The sequence below is a fragment of the Pseudomonas sivasensis genome (assembly GCF_052938085.1).
Genome location: NZ_CP176442.1, coordinates 3,666,156 through 3,679,035 on the forward strand (window position 1 = coordinate 3,666,156; position 12,880 = coordinate 3,679,035).

Here is a 12,880-nt window from a genome sequence, read left to right on the forward strand (position 1 = left end):
GCCGGACATGCCGCAAATCCGCACAGGTTTGCTATGATCCACGCCCTCCGTAATGCCTGACCAGAGTAGTCCCATGTCCGATCGTAGCGCTCGTCTGCAAGCCCTCCACCACGCCCTCAAGGAACGCATCCTGATCCTCGACGGCGGCATGGGCACGATGATCCAGAGCTATAAACTGGAAGAGCACGACTACCGTGGCAAACGCTTTGCCGACTGGCCGAGCGACGTCAAGGGTAACAACGACCTGTTGGTGATTACCCGCCCGGACGTGATCGGCGGCATCGAGAAGGCCTACCTGGATGCCGGCGCCGACATCCTCGAAACCAACACCTTCAACGCCACGCGCATTTCCATGGCCGATTACGGCATGGAAGAGCTGGCCTATGAACTGAACGTCGAAGGCGCACGCCTGGCGCGCAAGATCGCGGACGCCAAGACCGCCGAGAACCCGGACAAGCCACGCTTCGTTGCCGGCGTCCTGGGCCCGACCAGCCGTACCTGCTCGCTGTCGCCCGACGTGAACAACCCCGGCTACCGCAACGTGACCTTCGATGAACTGGTGGAAAACTACACCGAGGCCACCAAAGGCCTGATCGAAGGCGGTGCGGACCTGATCCTGATCGAAACCATCTTTGACACCCTCAACGCCAAGGCCGCGATCTTCGCCGTGCAGGGTGTGTTCGAAGAGCTCGGCATCGAATTGCCGATCATGATCTCCGGCACCATCACCGACGCCTCCGGCCGTACCCTCTCGGGCCAGACCACCGAAGCATTCTGGAACTCGGTCGCCCACGCCAAGCCGATTTCCGTGGGCCTGAACTGCGCCCTGGGTGCCAGCGAGCTGCGCCCGTACCTGGAAGAGTTGTCCAACAAGGCCAACACCCATGTGTCGGCACACCCGAACGCCGGCCTGCCCAACGAATTCGGCGAGTACGACGAGCTGCCTTCGGAAACCGCCAAAGTCATCGAAGAGTTTGCCCAGAGCGGCTTCCTCAATATCGTCGGCGGCTGCTGCGGCACTACGCCTGGTCATATTGAAGCCATCGCCAAAGCCGTGGCCGGTTATGCGCCACGCCCGATCCCGGATATTCCCAAGGCCTGCCGCTTGTCGGGCCTGGAGCCGTTCACCATTGATCGCAGCTCGCTGTTCGTCAACGTCGGCGAACGCACCAACATCACCGGCTCCGCACGCTTTGCCCGCTTGATCCGCGAAGACAACTACACCGAAGCCCTGGAAGTCGCCCTGCAGCAGGTGGAAGCCGGCGCCCAGGTGATCGACATCAACATGGACGAAGGCATGCTGGATTCGAAGAAGGCCATGGTGACCTTCCTCAACCTGATCGCCGGCGAGCCGGACATCTCCCGCGTACCGATCATGATCGACTCCTCCAAGTGGGAAGTGATCGAAGCCGGCCTCAAGTGCATCCAGGGCAAGGGCATCGTCAACTCCATCAGCATGAAGGAAGGCGTCGAGCAGTTCATTCACCACGCCAAGCTGTGCAAGCGCTACGGCGCCGCCGTGGTGGTGATGGCGTTCGACGAAGCCGGCCAGGCCGACACCGAAGCGCGCAAGAAAGAAATCTGCAAACGCTCCTATGACATCCTGGTGAATGAGGTCGGCTTCCCGCCGGAAGACATCATCTTCGACCCGAACATTTTTGCGGTCGCCACCGGTATCGAAGAACACAACAACTATGCCGTCGATTTCATCAACGCCTGTGCCTACATCCGCGACGAGCTGCCGTATGCGCTGACCTCCGGCGGCGTGTCCAACGTGTCGTTCTCGTTCCGTGGCAACAACCCGGTGCGCGAAGCGATCCACTCGGTGTTCCTGCTGTATGCGATCCGCAACGGCCTGACCATGGGTATCGTCAACGCCGGCCAGTTGGAGATCTACGACCAGATCCCGGCCGAGCTGCGCGAAGCCGTTGAAGATGTAGTCCTCAACCGCACCCCGGAAGGCACCGACGCACTCCTCGCCATCGCCGACAAATACAAGGGCGACGGCAGCGTAAAAGAGGCCGAGACCGAGGAATGGCGCGGTTGGCCGGTGAACAAGCGCCTGGAACACGCGCTGGTCAAGGGCATCACCACCCACATTGTTGAAGACACCGAGGAATCCCGGCAGTCGTTCGCGCGCCCGATCGAAGTGATCGAAGGCCCGCTGATGTCCGGCATGAACATCGTCGGCGACCTGTTCGGCGCGGGCAAAATGTTCCTACCCCAAGTGGTGAAATCCGCCCGTGTGATGAAGCAGGCCGTGGCTCACTTGATCCCGTTCATCGAACTGGAAAAAGGTGACAAGCCGGAAGCCAAGGGCAAGATCCTGATGGCCACGGTGAAGGGCGACGTGCATGACATCGGCAAGAACATCGTCGGCGTAGTGCTCGGTTGCAACGGTTATGACATCGTCGACCTGGGTGTGATGGTGCCGGCGGAGAAGATCCTGCAGGTGGCCAAGGAGCAGAAGTGCGACATTATCGGGCTGTCCGGCCTGATCACGCCGTCCCTGGACGAGATGGTGCATGTGGCCCGCGAGATGCAGCGTCAGGACTTCCACCTGCCCCTGATGATCGGCGGCGCGACCACCTCCAAGGCGCACACGGCGGTGAAGATCGAGCCTAAGTACAGCAACGACGCGGTGATCTACGTCACCGACGCCTCACGCGCGGTGGGCGTGGCCACGCAGTTGCTGTCCAAGGAGTTAAAAGCCGGCTTCGTCGAGAAGACCCGCCTGGAATACATCGATGTGCGTGAGCGCACCTCGAACCGCAGTGCGCGCACCGAACGCCTGAGCTACCCGGCGGCCATCGCCAAGAAGCCGCAGTTCGACTGGAGCAACTACACACCGGTGGTGCCGACGTTTACCGGTGCCAAGGTGCTGGACAATATCGACCTCAACGTCCTGGCCGAGTACATCGACTGGACTCCGTTCTTTATCTCCTGGGACCTGGCCGGCAAATTCCCACGCATCCTCACCGATGAAGTGGTGGGCGAAGCCGCCACCGCGCTGTACGCGGATGCCCAGGAAATGCTCAAGAAGCTGATCGATGAAAAGCTGATCAGCGCCCGTGCGGTGTTTGGTTTCTGGCCGACCAACCAGGTGCAGGACGATGACCTTGAAGTGTACGGCGACGACGGCCAGCCAATTGCCAAACTGCACCACCTGCGCCAACAGATCATCAAGACCGACGGCAAGCCGAACTTCTCTCTGGCCGACTTCGTCGCGCCTAAAGACAGCGGCGTGACCGACTACATCGGTGGCTTTATCACCACCGCCGGCATCGGCGCCGAAGAAGTGGCCAAGGCCTACCAGGATGCCGGCGACGATTACAACTCGATCATGGTCAAGGCCCTGGCCGACCGTCTGGCCGAAGCCTGCGCCGAGTGGCTGCACCAGCAAGTGCGTAAAGAGCACTGGGGCTACGCCAAGGACGAGCAACTGGACAACGAGGCGCTGATCAAAGAGCAATACAGCGGTATCCGCCCTGCTCCCGGCTACCCGGCGTGCCCGGATCACACCGAGAAAGCCCAGTTGTTCCAACTGCTCGACCCCGAGGCCCGCGAAATGCACGCCGGGCGCAGCGGTGTGTTCCTTACCGAACACTACGCGATGTTCCCGGCGGCGGCGGTCAGCGGCTGGTACTTCGCCCACCCGCAAGCGCAGTACTTTGCCGTGGGCAAGGTCGACAAGGATCAGGTCGCCAGTTACACCGCCCGCAAGGGCCAGGACCTGGCCGTGACCGAGCGCTGGCTGGCGCCGAACCTGGGTTACGACAACTAAGCCCTGACGGAGAAACGTGCCCACGCTCAACGCGGGCATGCAGCCCGTGACACTGCGCGTCGCCTCCCCGAACCCGCCTCGGGCAATCGTCTATGCTATCCCTCACACACCTTGTGTCGAGGGACGTATGGACGATCCAGCCAACTACAAGCCCCCTACCTTCTGGCAGATGCTCCACAGTGTGGTGGCCGCTGCGTTTGGCGTGCAGAGCGGCAAGAATCGGGCCCGCGACTTCACCCATGGCAAGCCCAGCCACTTTGTGATCCTGGGCATCCTGTTTACGGCGGTGTTTGCCTTGACCTTGTTTGGAATCGTCAAGCTGGTGCTGCACCTGGCCGGCGTCTAGCGCAGCAACAGACGTAGGCTGAATGGGTAGCGATAGGACTCGGGCTTGCCCTGGGCCGACAGCACGCGAAAATTCACCGACGGTGTCGGCCCCAACAAACGCCGCGCCTGGCCGGCATCGATCAATTGGAACAACGTCAACTGCCGGTCGCGCCCGCCGTATGCGCCAATGTCCAGGCCCTTGGCATCATCATGAACCAACACCATGGCCCAGCCGCCGACAGTGAAATGCCCGGCGACCAGGGACGACAAGCGTCCGTCCAGTCGAGCCTGCAAAATCTCCGGCGAGCTGTTGACCGCGCTGAACAGCACGTCCTTACCCGGTAACCGCCCGCTGGCCTGCAGCGCCTGCATGGCGCCCAGCGCCATCTGATCGTTGGCCGACCACACCAGCGCCGTCTGCGGGTAGCGCTTGAACAGTTGCGTCGCTTGCTCGAAGGCGCGCTCGCGGCTCCATTCACCGTAGACCAACTGACGCAGGCGCACCTCGGGATGTTCGGCCAGCGCCCGACGCATGCCCCGCTCACGCAATTGCGCGCCCGGCGTGGTCTTGACGCCGGAAAAGGCCAACAGGTCGAGGGATTGACCGGGCGCAACCGGTCCGTGCTGGCGCAGCAAGTCGCGGAGCATCAGGTAGCCAGCCTCTTCATCGTCAGCGACCAGGCTGCCGATCAAACGGATGCCACTGCGGGTTCCCAGCAAATGCATCTGGTCGGGGGTCAGCGCGCTGTTCACCAACAGCAGCTTGACGCCACTGCCCTCGGCCATGCGCAGGATCTGCGGTGCAACGTATTGCTCATTCACCAGCACCAGGTAATCAGGTCGCTGGCTGCCTTGCAGCACCTCACGCGCCTGAAGCAGCGTATTGTCGGGATTACGCTCGCCATAACGCACACGCAATTCCAGGCCGAGGTCCTTGGCGGCGGCCTGCATGAATTGCGTGTAGCTGACCCAGAAGGTTTCCGTCGATACGCCCGGATTGAGAAAGACCACCGACGTTGCATGAGCCATCACTCCATACGTCGATCCCAGCAACCAGACACACGTAATCAACACCTTCAACATAGATGCCTGAGCCTCGAAAATAGGCCGCCATGATAGTAGCAATGCCCAAACCAATCGAGGTTCGATCAACCACCTTTATTGGTGGCTTACCCAAAACACGGCAGTTCCCACCACCAGAATGATCAAGAACAGAATGGCCCACGCATCCACGGTACTGTCGGGTTTACGGGCTTTTGTCGGATTGCTCATCGCATCGCCTCTTGTCGGTTTTATAGGTGATTGCACTAAGACTCGCTCACAGTAAAGTTGATGATTGCCCGCATGACAAATGTGGATATCGCGATAACTGTTCTCATTAGTCATTTTGGTTATTTGCATATACTCAAACATCACTTTTGCGCATAAACGCAAACTGGTATCGTGCGCCGGCTCCGTTGGGAGTGCGCGGCCGTGCGCGCAGATTTGCCGAGAACAGGACCTATATGTACGTATACGACGAATACGATCAGCGCATCATCGAGGACCGCGTCAAGCAGTTCCGTGATCAGACCCGACGCTACTTAGCAGGTGAACTGAGCGAAGAAGAGTTCCGCCCTCTGCGCCTGCAAAATGGCCTTTATGTTCAGCGCTTTGCGCCGATGCTGCGGGTGGCCGTGCCCTATGGCCAACTGACTTCGCGCCAGATGCGCATGATGGCCAAGATTGCCCGCGACTTCGACAAAGGCTATGCCCACATCAGTACCCGCCAGAACGTACAGTTCAACTGGCCGGCGCTGGAAGATGTGCCGGATATCCTCGCCGAGCTGGCCACCGTGCAGATGCACGCCATTCAGACCAGCGGTAACTGCCTGCGCAACGTGACCACCGACCAATTCGCCGGTGTTGCCGCCGATGAGTTGATTGACCCACGCCCATGGTGCGAAATCGTCCGTCAATGGACTACCTTCCACCCAGAGTTCGCCTACCTGCCGCGCAAGTTCAAGATCGCCGTCAACGGCTCGACCTCGGACCGCGCGGCCATCGAAGTCCACGACATCGGCCTGGAGCCGGTCTACAACGCCGCTGGCGAGCTGGGCTTCCGTGTGCTGGTGGGCGGCGGCCTGGGCCGTACCCCGGTAGTTGGCGCGTTTATCAACGAGTTCCTGCCGTGGCAAGACTTGTTGAGCTACCTCGACGCCATCCTGCGTGTCTACAACCGCTATGGCCGTCGTGACAACAAGTACAAGGCCCGGATCAAGATCCTGGTCAAGGCGCTGACCCCTGAGGTATTCGCCCAGAAAGTCGATGCCGAGATGGAACACCTGCGCGGCGGCCAGACCACCCTGACCGAAGCCGAAGTACACCGCGTCGCCAAGCACTTCGTCGACCCCGAGTACAAGGCCCTGAGCAATCAGGACGCCGAACTCGCCGCACTCGACCAGCAGCACCCGGGCTTCGCCCGCTGGCGTACGCGCAACACCCTGGCGCACAAAAAGCCGGGCTATGTGGCCGTAACCCTGTCGCTCAAGCCTACCGGTGTTGCCCCAGGTGATATCACCGACAAGCAGCTGGACGCCGTTGCCGACCTGGCCGACCGTTACAGCTTCGGTCAACTGCGCACCTCCCACGAGCAGAACATCATTCTCGCGGATGTGGAGCAAAGCCAACTGTTCACCCTGTGGGGCGAACTGCGCGAAGGCGGTTTCGCCACGCCGAACATTGGCCTGCTGACCGACATCATCTGCTGCCCAGGCGGCGATTTCTGCTCCCTGGCCAACGCCAAGTCGATCCCGATTGCCGAATCGATCCAGCGCCGTTTCGACGACCTGGACTACCTGTTCGACATCGGCGAGCTGGACCTGAACATTTCCGGTTGCATGAACGCCTGTGGTCACCACCACGTCGGCCACATCGGCATCCTGGGCGTGGACAAGAAAGGCGAAGAATTCTACCAAGTGTCCCTGGGTGGCAGCGCCAGCCGCGATGCGAGCCTGGGCAAGATCCTCGGCCCGTCCTTCGCCCAGGAAGCCATGCCCGAGGTGATCGGCAAACTGATCGATGTGTACATCGAACAGCGCACCGAAGATGAGCGTTTCATCGACACCTACCAGCGCATCGGCATTGACCTGTTCAAGGAGCGCGTCTATGCAGCGAATCATTAAGAACAACGAAGTCCTCGACGAAACCTGGCACCTGCTGCCCAAGGACGCGAGCTTCGACGGCATCTCCAACTGCGACGACCTGATCGTGCCGCTGTCCCTGTGGCGCGAGCATGGCCACGCGCTCAAGGCCCGCGACGGCGGCCTGGGTGTGTGGCTGGACGCCGATGAAGAAGCCGAGGAGATCGGTCCTGACGTGGAACACTTCCAGGTCATCGCCCTGAATTTCCCGGCCTTCACCGACGGTCGCAACTACTCCAACGCACGCTTGCTGCGTGACCGTTATGGTTACAAAGGTGAGCTGCGGGCGATCGGCGATGTGCTGCGCGACCAGCTGTTCTACCTGCGCCGTTGCGGGTTCGATGCCTTCGCGCTGCGCGCAGACAAAGACCCGTACGAAGCATTGGAAAGCCTCAAGGACTTCTCGGTGACGTACCAGGCTGCAACCGATGAGCCGTTGCCGCTGTTTCGCCGGCGTTAAGTCTGCGGACATGAAAAAGCCCTGGCATGCCAGGGCTTTTTTTATGGTTGAAGTTTTATCGACGCCAGCACCTGCTTCTGCCCCATGGAGCATGGCACGCCTTGCGGCTGCGCCCGCACGGCCTCGATCACGCCCAGCAACTGCGCTTTGCTGTGGGCCAATTGCGCTTGCATCACTTCGATCTGTGCCACTTTGCGCTCCAGAGCCTCGATCAACTCGTCGCGCTTGTGCTCTCCAGGCGCGGGCATCAGCGCCTTGAGTTCCTGCAAGGTAAACCCGGCCTGCTGCGCACTTTGAATCAATTGCAGGGTCTGCAAGACCTCTGGCGCATAACGACGGTATCCGTTGGACTGGCGTCCGACCTGACTGATCAACCCTTCGCTCTCGTAAAAACGAATGCGTGAAGCGGCCAGACCGCTCTGTTTTGCCAGCTCACCAATATTCATCACAACGCCTGCTTGACATTAAAGTTAACTTTAAGCTTAGCCTGAGCCCTCCCCCGCTCAGGAGTCAACTCATGTCACCTTTTGAAGCCCTGCAACTGCCCAACGGCCAAATCATCGCCAATCGCATCGCCAAGGCTGCGATGGAAGAGAACATGGCCGATATCAACCAAGCGCCGTCCCGCGAATTGAAGCAGTTGTACAAGGCCTGGGCAGACGGCGAACCCGGCCTGCTGCTGACCGGCAATGTGATGATCGACCGCCACGCCATGACCGGCCCCGGCGGCGTGGCCCTGGAAAACGAAGAGCACCTGGACAGCTTTCGCGAATGGGCCGATGTAGCCCGTAACAAGGGCGTGCACTTCTGGATGCAGCTCAGCCATCCAGGGCGCCAGACCATGGCCAATCTCGGCCAACAAGCCTTGGCACCGTCTGCCATTGCGCTGGACCTGGGCAGCTTTTCCAAGATGTTCGCCACACCAAAAGCGATGACCGAAGACGATATTCAGGACGTGATCCGGCGCTTCGCAACCAGCGCACGCCTGGCCGAGAAAGCCGGCTTTACCGGGGTGCAGATCCATGGCGCCCACGGCTATTTGCTGAGTCAATTTCTCTCGCCCTTGAGCAACCACCGCAGCGACCGTTGGGGCGGCTCGCTGGAAAATCGCGCGCGCCTGTTGCTGGAAGTGATTCACGCCGTGCGCGCCAGTGTCAGCTCGTCGTTTTGCGTGGCGGTCAAACTCAACTCGGCGGATTTCCAGCGTGGCGGCTTCGATGAAACCGATGCGCGCGCGGTGGTCGAAATGCTCAACCCGTTGCCCATCGACTTGTTGGAATTGTCCGGTGGCAGCTACGAGGCGCCCGCCATGCAAGGCGAAGCGCGGGATGGTCGCACCCTGGCCCGTGAGGCGTATTTCCTAGAATTTGCCGCAGAAATGGCCAGCGTCGCCACCATGCCCGTGATGGTCACCGGTGGCATTCGCCGACTGCCTATCGTGAAGCAGGTACTGGACAGCGGCGTCGCCATGGCCGGTATCGCCACCGCCCTGACCCTGGAACCACAATTGATCAAGCATTGGCGCGAAGGACGCGACCTCAACCCGCAACTCAAACCGATCGATTGGAAGCGCAAGCCCCTGGCCTCACTCGCTACGCTCGCCGTGGTGCGCGGCCAGATGCGCCGCCTCAGCCGTGGTCGTTTGCCCAACCCCAAGGTTATCCCCTGGCTGGCCCTGGCGTGTGACCAATGGTTAATCGCTCGGCGCACTCGGCAGTACCGTGCGGCCATGACGCAATCTTCACATTAAAGACGGAGCATTCGCCGTGATCGAGCTGTCCCCTATTGATCAGCAGTTTTTTAACCTCACTGACGATTGGAGTGCTTCATGGCGAAAATCAACCTGGCCCAGCAACTGGCGACCACCCTTGAACAGGCGGGCATCAAGCGCATTTGGGGCCTGACCGGCGACAGCCTCAACGGCCTCACCGACGCCTTACGCACCATGGACAGCATTGAGTGGATGCATGTGCGCCACGAAGAAGTCGCCGCGTTTGCCGCCGGTGCCGAAGCAGCAGCCACCGGCGAGTTGACGGTGTGTGCAGGCAGCTGCGGGCCGGGCAATCTGCACTTGATCAATGGTCTGTTCGACTGCCATCGCAACCATGTGCCAGTGCTGGCGATTGCCGCGCAGATTCCGTCTTCGGAAATTGGCTTGAACTACTTCCAGGAGACCCATCCCCAGGAACTGTTCAAGGAATGCAGTCACTTCATCGAGCTAGTCACCAACCCCGCGCAGATGCCCCAAGTGCTGCACCGCGCCATGCGCTCGGCGATCCTCAATCGCGGCGTAGCAGTGGTGGTGATTCCGGGGGATGTGTCGCTGCTGGAAGTCGAAGACACCCTCAAGCCGTGGCCGGCCCTGCACGCGCCACGCACACTGCCTGCGGAGGCCGATCTGCTGCACTTGAGCGAGATCCTCAAGGACAGTGAAAAAGTCACGCTGCTGTGTGGCAGCGGCTGTGCGGGCGCCCATGCGCAAGTGGTGGCCCTGGCCGATACGCTGGGTGCGCCGGTGGTGCACGCCCTGCGCGGCAAAGAACATGTGGAATGGGATAACCCGTTTGATGTGGGCATGACTGGCCTGATCGGCTTCAGCTCCGGTTACCACGCCATGCTCGACTGCGACACACTGATCATGCTCGGCACGGACTTTCCATATCGCCAGTTCTACCCTACGGACGCAAAAATCATCCAGGTCGACCGCAACCCACAGGCATTGGGTCGTCGCGCTACCTTGGACTTGGGCATCGCCGCAGATGTGGGCGAAACCATCGACGCCCTCCTTCCGCGCTTGACCCGCAAGACGGATCGCAGCTTCCTTGAGACTTCATTGAAGCATTACGTGAAAGCCCGCCAGGGGCTCGATGACCTTGCGCAACCTTCAAAAGCCAACCGGCCGATCCATCCGCAATACGTCGCGCGATTGCTCAGTGAGCTGGCCGACGATGATGCGATCTTTACCGCCGATGTCGGTTCGCCCACGGTCTGGGCGGCGCGCTACCTGAAGATGAACGGTAAACGCCGCCTGATCGGCTCGTTCAACCACGGCTCCATGGCCAACGCCATGCCCCAGGCCATCGGCGCGCAGGCAGCATTCCCGGGTCGGCAAGTGATTTCGATGTCCGGCGATGGCGGGTTCGCCATGTTGATGGGGGATTTCATCTCGCTGGCGCAGCTGAAGTTGCCGGTGAAAGTCATCGTGTTTGATAACTCGTCACTGGGGTTCGTCGCCATGGAGATGAAGGCGGCGGGTTATCTGGACGCGGGCACCGAACTGAAAAACCCGGATTTCGCGGCGATGTCCAATGCCATGGGTATCCTGGGCATTCGTGTGGAGCAGTCCGAAGACCTGGAGCCCGCCCTGCGCCGCGCCCTGGCCCACGATGGCCCGGTGCTGGTGGACGTGGTGACTGCCACCCAGGAACTGGTGATGCCACCGAGCATCAAGCTGGAGCAGGCCAAGGGGTTTAGCTTGTACATGCTCAAGGCGGTGATGAGTGGGCGTGGCGATGAGGTAATCGAGCTGGCGCGGACCAACTGGCTGCGCTGATCTAAGCATGTGGGAGGGGGCAACCCCTTCCCACGCTTTACGCTATTGCCAACTCAAGCCGTTTGTTTTTCTACCCACTGGCCGTAGGCATCGATAAACGCCTGCAAAAACGGCTTGGTCTTTTCCGACACTTTGCCCGACTCATCAAACACACTGCCCGCCCCACCCAGGTAGGCTTCGGGCTGCTGCATGCACCATACATCCAGGAACACCAGGGACTGACGCAGATGGTGGTTGGCGCCAAAGCCTCCGATAGCACCAGGCGACACACTGATGATCGCACCCGGCTTGCCGCTCCAGGCGCTTTGCCCATAAGGACGGGAACCCACATCAATCGCGTTCTTCAACGGGGCCGGCACCGAGCGGTTGTATTCCGGGGTCACGAACAGCACCGCGTCGGATGAACTCACCTGTTTGCGGAAAGTACTGTAGGCTGCCGGCGGTGAATCAGCGTCGATGTCTTCGTTGTAGAGCGGCAAATCGCCAATTTCGACGATGTTCAACTTCAGATTGGCTGGGGCCAGTTCGGCCAATGCCAACGCGACCTTGCGGTTGATCGACTGTTTTCTCAAGCTGCCAACCAGGACGGCAATCGTGTAGACCTTGCTCATTGAGGTTTTCCCGATGTCTGACTAAAGGAGCTTGTAGTTATAGAGGCTTCACGACAGGTTCACCAGAAGGTTTTGAGAATCCTCCAGACGTTTGCCTCGCACCTCTCTGCGTAGGAGGCGTCGTAAAATCCCAGCGAATAGTATTTTTTTTCCGTAGGCAAACTACCCCTCTTTATTACGGTCTACAGAACCGCAAATCGAGTGTTTATCTCCAGAGGTTCTAAACAGATGGCAGCAGTACTTGTCGGACAGTTCCATGCCAGAGACGCGGAAGGTCGCGTTTATTCCGTGCATGAGTTCCAGGAATCCAACCCGGCGCAAGGCGACCTGGCTGGCTCGGCGCCCACCACAACCTACAAGCTGGCCATTGGCGACCGTGTAGAAAAACTGGAAGGCGATGAGTTCAAACTGATCCAGTCGGGCATCATTATTGTCCGCGAATCGCAAACCACCCTCGCTTCATAAGATCTCGCCTTGATGACCTGCTCAGTCCTGGCCATTGCTGGCGTTGACTGGGCTGGGGTGATCAGGGGCTGCGGATTTCCGTCACTTCGATGCCCTGCTCGCCTTGCTTGAGCGTGACCAGCAAGTGCCCCCGCTCCCCTTCCACGGCGTACATCGAGCGCGTGTAGCCCGACGTGTTGTACGCGGGATACGCCTCCACCTGCCTGATCAAGGTCACCCCCAACACCGCCCCCACTTGTTCGCTGACCTGTTCCTGGGCACGGATAAACGCTTCGAGCGCCAGGCTTTCCGGTGTGTTGTTGTCGTGATTATTGAAGAGATAAGCCGCCGCGCACCCCACGGTCACCAGAACCAGGAGTTGCTTGGCCGTTACCCCGAAGAACATCGAGGGAATAGGCATTCGAGACCAGACCTGTTTTTGTTGTAGTGCCGGTACCCGGCTTTGGTCGTTGATGATCAGACGAGCCATTTTAGTAAGGTCGTGGCTGAACGCCAGTG

11 protein-coding genes are annotated in these 12,880 nt (G+C 60.1%); 7 read left to right on the forward strand and 4 right to left on the reverse strand.

Going from position 1 to position 12,880, the window contains the following annotated elements; translation table 11 throughout:
- Positions 1 to 73 precede the first annotated feature (73 nt).
- Both metH and ACKZ62_RS17030 read left to right on the forward strand, forming a co-directional pair.
- Complete coding sequence (gene metH / locus ACKZ62_RS17025) at positions 74 to 3,784, forward strand: methionine synthase (RefSeq protein WP_095185926.1); 3,711 nt, start codon at positions 74 to 76, stop codon at positions 3,782 to 3,784.
- A 127-nt stretch (positions 3,785 to 3,911) separates the two neighbouring features.
- Positions 3,912 to 4,130 (forward strand): DUF2970 domain-containing protein, encoded by a 219-nt coding sequence (locus tag ACKZ62_RS17030; RefSeq protein WP_032885836.1) that lies wholly within the window; start codon positions 3,912 to 3,914, stop codon positions 4,128 to 4,130.
- Here the strand turns inward: ACKZ62_RS17030 and ACKZ62_RS17035 are convergent.
- The gene (locus tag ACKZ62_RS17035) at positions 4,127 to 5,194 is read right to left on the reverse strand and encodes an ABC transporter substrate-binding protein (protein WP_401380932.1); all 1,068 of its coding nucleotides are present in this window, start codon (positions 5,192 to 5,194) and stop codon (positions 4,127 to 4,129) included. The genes ACKZ62_RS17030 and ACKZ62_RS17035 overlap by 4 nt on opposite strands.
- Before the next feature lie 422 nt (positions 5,195 to 5,616).
- Between ACKZ62_RS17035 and ACKZ62_RS17040 the strand changes: the two genes are divergently transcribed.
- Together ACKZ62_RS17040 and ACKZ62_RS17045 are read left to right on the forward strand one after the other, a co-directional pair.
- Positions 5,617 to 7,275: a nitrite/sulfite reductase gene (locus tag ACKZ62_RS17040; RefSeq protein ID WP_032885834.1), complete on the forward strand. Its 1,659-nt coding sequence runs from the start codon at positions 5,617 to 5,619 to the stop codon at positions 7,273 to 7,275.
- Complete coding sequence (locus ACKZ62_RS17045) at positions 7,259 to 7,753, forward strand: DUF934 domain-containing protein (RefSeq protein WP_260367262.1); 495 nt, start codon at positions 7,259 to 7,261, stop codon at positions 7,751 to 7,753. Before ACKZ62_RS17040 ends, ACKZ62_RS17045 begins: the two co-directional genes overlap by 17 nt.
- A 41-nt stretch (positions 7,754 to 7,794) precedes the next feature.
- On the opposite strand, the gene ACKZ62_RS17050 is transcribed toward ACKZ62_RS17045, so the two are convergent.
- A complete protein-coding gene (locus tag ACKZ62_RS17050; protein ID WP_447095561.1) occupies positions 7,795 to 8,199 on the reverse strand; it encodes a MerR family transcriptional regulator in 405 nt (134 codons plus the stop codon).
- A gap of 71 nt (positions 8,200 to 8,270) precedes the next feature.
- Between ACKZ62_RS17050 and ACKZ62_RS17055 the strand changes: the two genes are divergently transcribed.
- Both ACKZ62_RS17055 and poxB read left to right on the forward strand, forming a co-directional pair.
- Positions 8,271 to 9,503 carry an NADH:flavin oxidoreductase/NADH oxidase family protein gene (locus ACKZ62_RS17055; RefSeq protein WP_447095562.1) on the forward strand — a complete coding sequence of 411 codons (1,233 nt, stop codon included), beginning with the start codon at positions 8,271 to 8,273 and terminating at the stop codon, positions 9,501 to 9,503.
- A 78-nt stretch (positions 9,504 to 9,581) separates the two neighbouring features.
- The gene (poxB, locus tag ACKZ62_RS17060) at positions 9,582 to 11,306 is read left to right on the forward strand and encodes a ubiquinone-dependent pyruvate dehydrogenase (protein ID WP_032885830.1); all 1,725 of its coding nucleotides are present in this window, start codon (positions 9,582 to 9,584) and stop codon (positions 11,304 to 11,306) included.
- Between the two features lie 53 nt (positions 11,307 to 11,359).
- On the opposite strand, the gene ACKZ62_RS17065 is transcribed toward poxB, so the two are convergent.
- Positions 11,360 to 11,917 carry an NADPH-dependent FMN reductase gene (locus tag ACKZ62_RS17065; RefSeq protein WP_032885829.1) on the reverse strand — a complete coding sequence of 186 codons (558 nt, stop codon included), beginning with the start codon at positions 11,915 to 11,917 and terminating at the stop codon, positions 11,360 to 11,362.
- Positions 11,918 to 12,145: 228 nt separating this feature from the next.
- Here ACKZ62_RS17065 and ACKZ62_RS17070 point away from each other — a divergent pair, with 228 nt between their 5' ends.
- Positions 12,146 to 12,382, forward strand: coding sequence for a hypothetical protein (locus ACKZ62_RS17070; protein ID WP_032885828.1), 237 nt, complete (start codon positions 12,146 to 12,148; stop codon positions 12,380 to 12,382).
- Between the two features lie 61 nt (positions 12,383 to 12,443).
- Here the strand turns inward: ACKZ62_RS17070 and ACKZ62_RS17075 are convergent, their stop codons facing one another.
- Positions 12,444 to 12,782 (reverse strand): hypothetical protein, encoded by a 339-nt coding sequence (locus ACKZ62_RS17075; protein WP_447096967.1) that lies wholly within the window; start codon positions 12,780 to 12,782, stop codon positions 12,444 to 12,446.
- Positions 12,783 to 12,880 lie beyond the last annotated feature (98 nt).